This window comes from Microbacterium sp. APC 3901, assembly GCF_030407765.1.
GTDB lineage: Bacteria > Actinomycetota > Actinomycetes > Actinomycetales > Microbacteriaceae > Microbacterium.
Genome location: NZ_JASDCU010000020.1, coordinates 49441 through 56567, shown reverse-complemented (window position 1 = coordinate 56567; position 7127 = coordinate 49441). Strand labels below are relative to the sequence as shown.

Annotated in this window: 4 protein-coding genes and 1 pseudogene; 3 read left to right on the top strand and 2 right to left on the bottom strand. The window is 62.7% G+C overall.

What is annotated here, in order from left to right; translation table 11 throughout:
* Positions 1 to 229: 229 nt before the first annotated feature.
* On the top strand, positions 230 to 490 hold the full coding sequence (rpsT, locus tag QMA07_RS15880; RefSeq protein WP_042537672.1) for a 30S ribosomal protein S20: 261 nt from the start codon (positions 230 to 232) through the stop codon (positions 488 to 490).
* A gap of 167 nt (positions 491 to 657) precedes the next feature.
* On the opposite strand, the gene holA is transcribed toward rpsT, so the two are convergent.
* Together holA and QMA07_RS15870 are read right to left on the bottom strand one after the other, a co-directional pair.
* Positions 658 to 1695 (bottom strand): DNA polymerase III subunit delta, encoded by a 1038-nt coding sequence (holA, locus tag QMA07_RS15875; RefSeq protein WP_290163642.1) that lies wholly within the window; start codon positions 1693 to 1695, stop codon positions 658 to 660.
* A gap of 40 nt (positions 1696 to 1735) precedes the next feature.
* A complete protein-coding gene (locus QMA07_RS15870) occupies positions 1736 to 3325 on the bottom strand; it encodes a ComEC/Rec2 family competence protein (RefSeq protein WP_290163650.1) in 1590 nt (529 codons plus the stop codon).
* Positions 3326 to 3499: 174 nt separating this feature from the next.
* On the opposite strand from QMA07_RS15870, the pseudogene QMA07_RS15865 reads away from it, so the two are divergent.
* Together QMA07_RS15865 and QMA07_RS15860 are read left to right on the top strand one after the other, a co-directional pair.
* Positions 3500 to 5314: pseudogene (locus tag QMA07_RS15865) on the top strand (DUF6119 family protein).
* A gap of 342 nt (positions 5315 to 5656) precedes the next feature.
* Positions 5657 to 6847 (top strand): hypothetical protein, encoded by a 1191-nt coding sequence (locus QMA07_RS15860; RefSeq protein ID WP_290163639.1) that lies wholly within the window; start codon positions 5657 to 5659, stop codon positions 6845 to 6847.
* Positions 6848 to 7127 lie beyond the last annotated feature (280 nt).

Here is a 7127-nt window from a genome sequence, read left to right as displayed (position 1 = left end):
TTGACGTCGATGTCTCGACGCGGGTGTCGGGATACTGATGATTGTGCACCCGCATGCACCGATGCCGCATCCGGAAGGGGGCGCATCGCCGACGTTTAGGGTGAACCGGTCTGATGCTGGTAGAGTTGGTTCTTGGCTTGCGTGTGGGTTCTTCCCTCACGACCGCCGAGTGGAAGCCCTCTTCTTCTGCCGGCATCTCCTAACAACTCCGTACAGAAAGCGTCCACACGTGGCAAACATCAAGTCGCAGATCAAGCGCAACAAGACCAACGACAAGGCTCACGAGCGCAACAAGGCCGTGAAGAGCGAGCTGAAGACGCACATCCGCGCGACGCGCGCTGCTGTCATCTCCGGCGACAAGGCTGCAGCCGAGAAGGCTCTGAAGGCCGCCTCCCGCAAGCTCGACAAGGCCGTCAGCAAGGGTGTCATCCACCAGAACCAGGCTGCGAACCGCAAGTCCTCCATCGCCAAGCAGGTCTCCGCTCTCTGAGCCGATTCCACGCCTGACGGTGTGACAAGAGCCCGTCCCGTTCGCGGGGCGGGCTCTTTCGCGTGAGCTCGATGCGTACGGCGGCACGGGGGCACGCATGACGGCACTCGTGCGACGTCCCGAGGAGCGTGGGTGTCAGTGACGGTGCCGCGCGAACGCGGTGACGCTCACTCGCCGAACGGCTGACGGGTGGCGATGACCGTGAGCATGCGCTCGAGCGCGAAGATCGGGTCGCGCGCCGCACCTTTGACCTCGGCATCAGCCCGGGCCGTCGCCTGGATGGCCATGCCGAGTGACCGCTCGTTCCACCCGGCGAGGTCGCGCCGCGCGCGGTCGACCTGCCAGTCCTTCATGCCGAGCCGCTGGGCGAGCTGACGGCTGGGTTCTCGGTTGCCGGCGACACGCGCCATCGTGCGCAGCTTCATCGCGAAGGCGGCGACCATCGGCACCGGATCGGCCCCGGAGGCGAGCGCATGCCGCAGCGCGACCAGGGCCTCGCCGTAGCGGCCGGCGATCGCCGTGTCGGCGACGACGAAGGCCGACACCTCGACGCGCCCACCGTAGTACTTCGTGACGACGTCTTCGGTGATGTCGCCCTCGACGTCGACGATCAGCTGCTGACATGCCGCCGCGAGCTCGGTGAGATCATCGGCGAACGCCGAGACCAGGGCGCGCAGCGCAGGAGGTGCGATCCGCTTCTTGGCGGCCTTGAACTCCCCTGCGGCGAAGTCGACACGATCGCCGTCGCGCTTGATCGCCGGGCACGGGATCTCGATGCCGTCGCCGGTGCCCGCGCGCACGGCGTCGAGCAGCTTCTTGCCTCGCACGCTGGCTCCGGTGTGCCGGAGGATGACCGTCGCTCCTTCCTGGGGATGATCCAGGTATGAGACAGCCTCCTGCAGGAAGGCGTCTGAGCACTTCTCGACACCCGACACACGCACGAGACGGGGCTCGCCGAACAGCGACGGCGACGTCAGCGAGAGCAGGGTGCCGGGCGCGTAATCGTCAGCGCGGACATCGGTCACCTCGAGCGCCGGGTCTTCGGTGCGGAGGTAATCACGGACTCCGGCGATCGCTCGCTCTGCGCAGACCTCTTCGGGGCCGAACACGAGCACGACGGGAGCCGGTCGTGGCTCACGCCAGGAGACCTGTGCGACCTTGGCTGCCTTCGCTCCGCCGCGGGAGGGGGTACGAGAAGCAGCCATGCTTCCAGACTACCGGGGGCCGCAGACGTCGCCCTCGTCGTCAGGGCGGCTGTCTCTCCGTCCAGAGCTGCAGCTCATCCCCATCCAGACCGACGAGGAGTCTGCCCTGCTGATCGGTCCGCAGCACCCGAGCACCGGTCGCCTCGAGCGACGAGAGGGTCTCCACTCGAGGATGCCCGTAGTCGTTGTCGACGCCGGCGCTGAACAGGGCGATCACGGGGCGCAGATCCTGATACAGCGGGAAGTCCTGATCACCGCTGCCGTGATGCGCCACCTTGACCACGGCGTAGTCGCCTCTGAGAGGTGCGGTGCGCACCAGCATCCGCTGCGCCTCGGCCGACAGGTCGCCGAGGAAGAGCGCCCGCGGCACCCCACCGCCGTGGACCTCGACAACCACGCTCTGGTCGTTGCCCGGCGGGAACACCTCTGAACCACGCTGAGGCCAGAGCACCTGCCACGACGCAGCGCCCAGTTCGCCCTGCATCCCCGCCCCGGCGAGCGTGATCGTCGCACCTCCGTCGGCGAAGCGCCGCAGCATCCGCTCGTCGCCACTCTCTCCCGGCGGACCGTGTAGCACCTCGCCGACTCGGCCCTGCACGGCCTCGACGCCGCCCACATGATCGAGGTCGAAGTGGGTGAGAACGAGCAGGTCGATGTGCTCGACGCCGAGACTGCGCAGACAGGCGGCCAAGGGCTCGGGCTCCGGGCCTGTGTCGATCAGCGCGATCCGGTTGTCGGCCCTGACGAGCAGCGCATCTCCTTGGCCGACATCGCAGGCGGCGATCGACCAGCCATCCGGGCTGGTCGCGCTCGCGAGCGGCCCGGTGAGAGCCACATGGGCGCCGCCCAGGGCGAGAACAACTGCGAGAACGGATGCGGACGCAGCTCTGACGATCGGAAGTGTGCGGAATCCGTCAGCCAGGATCACCCCGGCCGCCGCACTCACGACGCCGACGAGCGCCGCGCTTGCGACTCCGGGAACCACCGCGACCTGAGCGAACGGAAGTCGGGCGGTGATGCCTGCCGTGTGAGCGATCCAGGCGGCCGGCAACCAGGCGGAGGCCGCCAAGAGGTCGGCGAGCAGTGGCACCGGTGCGGCGAGGCATGCGAGGAGACCGATGACCGTGGCGAGGGGTGCTGCGGGCGCGGCCAGCAGGTTGGCCGCCAGGCCGACGAGCGACTGCTGCTCGGCGAACAGAGCGATGACAGGACCGCACACCAGCTGCGCCGCCGTCGGCACCGCGATCGCCAGAGCGAGAGGCTGCGGCATCCACCGTGCGATCCCACGGGTCAGCGACGGCGAGAGCATGATCAACGCTCCCGAGGCTGCGACCGACAGCGCGAACCCCGCGGTGGAGGCGAGCCACGGGTCGGCTATGAGGATGCCGCTCGCGCTGAGCGCCAGCATTCCGGCCCCGGCGCTCGGCCGACCGAGCAGCAGTGACAGCATCGCGACGCCGGCCATGACTGCAGCTCTGATCACACTGGGTTCCGGCGTCACGAGGACGACGAATCCCGCGAGGGCGACGGCGGCCGCCACGACCCTGGTCACACGGCCGGCCCCGCACAGCGCGGCCAGCCAGAAGACGGCGCCGACGACGATGGCGCAGTTCGCCCCGGAGAAAGTTATTTCTCGGGGTGGGTAGTGGATCTCCTGCGTTTGCGCTGGTCAGGAGCTAAATGTTGCGCCCAGGCCTGCGTGCGGGAGCGTCACGCATGCTCGGCAACCCGTCGAGTGATCAGCTTACCAACTCTTATCGCGGTTCTTTCTGACGACTTATCCAGTGATCTATCCGAGTACCTTATGAATAGTTGCCGGATGCCAAAGTTGGTTTATGAGGTGGGTATCCGGTGCTTCTCGACTGATGGGTCTCAGGCCAATCGCACTCTGAGCGACCTCCTACTGGCCGCCTTGGCAACGAGTCACGTAAGGGTCTCGAATAGCGCGCCGTCGGCCTTGCCGACACCACCCGTGCTACCCATAGGTATGGTGCAGAATGTTGCGACGAAGCGCACGACGCTCTACAGGATGCTCGATGGATGCACGCTGGAGACTGCGTTGACCGAGTCTCGGCGAGAATCCGACGACAACTTCGATGTCGCGGATCTTGAGCTTGAGGGTCGGCCAGCGCGGCTGGTTTCAGGATCGATCACGACAAGTGCCAAGTGGTCTTCAGATTTGAAGCTCCTTACTGGGCAGACGGTGCGGCTCACGAACCGCTCCCCCGGGGCTGCCCTCCTCATCCAAGACGCCGGCGATGTGATCTGGGCGTTCACTTGGGGCACCGGGTTCCACTTCCTGGACTCGGAGCAGATCGACTTCGGTTTCGGCTCCGGAATCGTCGCGCGGTCTGCACTCCCCTCCGAAGTGAAGTCTCTGACGAAGACGATCTTGGACCACCGTGCCCGCGTCGATCGCAGCTCCATGCCCAACGGCAGCACGATTCGGGATCTGGGAGTTGATGGCTACGGAGAGGTCGTGAGCAGGATCGAAGCGAAGGCAAGGATCAGCGACCTCAGCGTCGGCGACAAAGTGATCCAACTGAGCGCGGCCGACTCCCTCAAGGCCCCTCTTGCGAAGTCAGTAGAGCATCTGCTCGCAGACCTCGAAGTCCTCGATGAGTTGTCCCGCCAGTCCGTTCTCCCAGGGTTGGAGAGTCTTGAGCAGCTCGTCGCGCTCAAGTCAAAAGACAGCCGCGTGCCTGCGCTTGATGAAAAGCTCGTCGATGCACTCCACTCGGCCTCGACCAACCGACTGGGTGTGTCATGGCCCCATGAGCGCCTTGATGCTTATGGACCGGTGATGAGCGTTAAGGTCAACGGCTTGGGCGATCGGAAACGCCGGATCTTCGAGCAAGCGCCCGACATCAGTGATGTCATTGAGTGGCTCGCGGACGTGCCGCGCGAAGCGGTTCTTGACCGCCTGAAGGCTGTGAAAATCGAGCTTCACAGCGAAGCGGATCCGCAAGGGCACACGCTCGTGTCGGCTTCGGTGCCGTTGCGCCGGTAGCTGGCCTTCGAAGTGGAGGAAGAGGGCCAGCGATTCTGCTTGCACGACGGCAACTGGTACCGGATGGACGACAGGTACCTCGCCCGAATAGACGAGCGTGTCCGTGACATCTTGGCTGAGCCGGCATCGTTGACACTGCCACCATGGGGCGACGAGTACGAAGACGCTTACAACAAGCACGCCGCTAAAGCCTTGTCTGGCTACTGCCTCGATCGGAAGCTCATTACGACGCCTCTTCATTCGCGAGGCGGGATCGAACCATGCGACGTGTTCGTCGCGCCAGGCACCTTGATCCATGTGAAGCGAGGTCGCCAGTCTGCCGATCTCAGTCATCTTCTAGCACAGGGCCTCGTCTCGACTGATGCACTGGCGCGCGACGAGAACGCCCGCACTGCGTGGAAGAAGAGGATCTCGGAAGAGAGCGACGGGATAATTCAGGACGCTGAGCTGAAGGAAGTGATCCTGGCGATCGGCAGTGCTCGCCCCATCACCGCAGACACCCTGTTCACGTTCACCAAGGTGAACCTCGTGAAGCAGTTCGACGCGCTCCGTTACCTTGGCGTTCAAGCACACGTGGCGACGATCAGTCCGCCGTCACAGGAGCTTTGATCAAGGCGGTTGCTAGGCTGTAGCGACTGCGGAATCAACGGTAGTTTGGGCCGCTTCTCGGTAGAGAGCCCCGAGCGCTACGGTTCTGGCCAGATGGGTAGCTGGCCACGGCATTATTGAAGCTATGCCAGACGGAGCCATTACTGCGCGTCGTGACCACGCCGCGGTACGGTTGAGTCGACGTACCAAGCCCGCCCACGGAGCGCCTATCTCCTATAGTCGTCGCATGGACAACAACGAGCGGGATGGGCGTGCCGGCACTCGAGTCGCGGGCGGGCGCAAGCGGGTCATCCGATGAGCCTCCGAAACGCTGGACTTTCTACATCGACGTTGAATCAACATTTGCTTGAAGCCGAGATGACCCAATGGGGCGTCGGACACGGCGGCTTTCACACGGTGGAAATTCGTCAGAACCTCGTGGACGCGAGATCCTACCGTTACATATACGATTGCGGCAGTAAAGCCCTGGTGAAATCTCTCAATCCTCGAATCGAATCTTACGTTCAATCACTGAAGGATGCCGGTGCATACCAGGTCGACACGCTGTACTTATCGCACTTCGACTTTGACCATGTCAACGGGCTAAAGAAGCTCTCGAGTGAGCTCAATTCCAACATACAGATCGTCAAGATAGTGGTACCGTTCCTCACGATCGAGCAGCAGTTTGCTATCCTCGCCTCTCAGGATTCTAGGTACTCAGCCTTATATGTCAACTTAGTGCTGAATCCCGAAGGCACACTGACGAGGCTTTTCCCTGGAGCCGAAGTTGAGTTCCTATTCCCTAGCGAAGAGGTCGGCTTTCCCGATGAAGGCCACCTCTCGCCGAACACGCCGGGGAGCGAGGGAGTGCCCACGGGTCCTTATCCGTCAGGCATCGTCGAACCATTATGGGAGGTTATTGCGTACGCTCAGCCAGGCGTGCCAGCCACTGCCAGAGAGTTTTGGCGACAGGTTCAATCCGAACTTGAAAAACAAATGACTCTGAATGTCGACACGGTTAAGGAATTGATCGAAAATCACAGAAAGAAGCTTCGCGAGATAGCCGTTAGAGTTTTGGGCGCAGACGGTAGTAACGCGTCTTCAATTGTTCTCTACAGCGCCCCCTCACGCGGCCGCAACGTAAGTTGTTTCATCAAGTTCCGACACCGAAGGATCGGCTGGGAAGAGCTTCCTTTGAATGCGGCCGAGTGGTGGGGACGCAATTCTAAAAAGTTTGGAGGGTGGCTTTCTACCGGGGACGCTCGACTCAAGGGAAGCGGCAACGTCCGTGCTCTAGAACGAGGACTCGGAAAGCAACGCTGCAAGCGAGTGACAGTCATCGCGGCACCACACCATGGCTCTGAGAATAATTCAGACAGCTACCTATGGAAATCGTTCGCTAACGCCACAGTGGTTACCGTTCACGCAGCGGATAACACCTCCCACCACCCACACAAGAAGGTGCTTGATGAACTCAAGCTTCAAGACCGGAAACCGTTCGTTCTAAACGATAAGTATCGAGACATTGTGATGTGCTGCCGTGTCTACTCGTAAGCACGGATTCCGACTACGGCGGACGACGAGTTCAACGAGCCAGGTGGCGGTATGATCAGGCGAACATCAGCCCGGAAGGCATGGACATGACGAGCGGCAGAGAGAGGCGTCGAGGCCATCTATCGCTGGTCCGTAGTTCGAGTGAACCTGACCCAGAAACCTCGATCGCAGTCTTTGCGCCGGTCAGGACCCGGGATGCCCGCGCACTCGAGCGCGCGGGCGATGAGGTGTTCGAGATCCGTCAGATACACGGAGAGGTTGTCGAGGCCCGGTTCTCTGA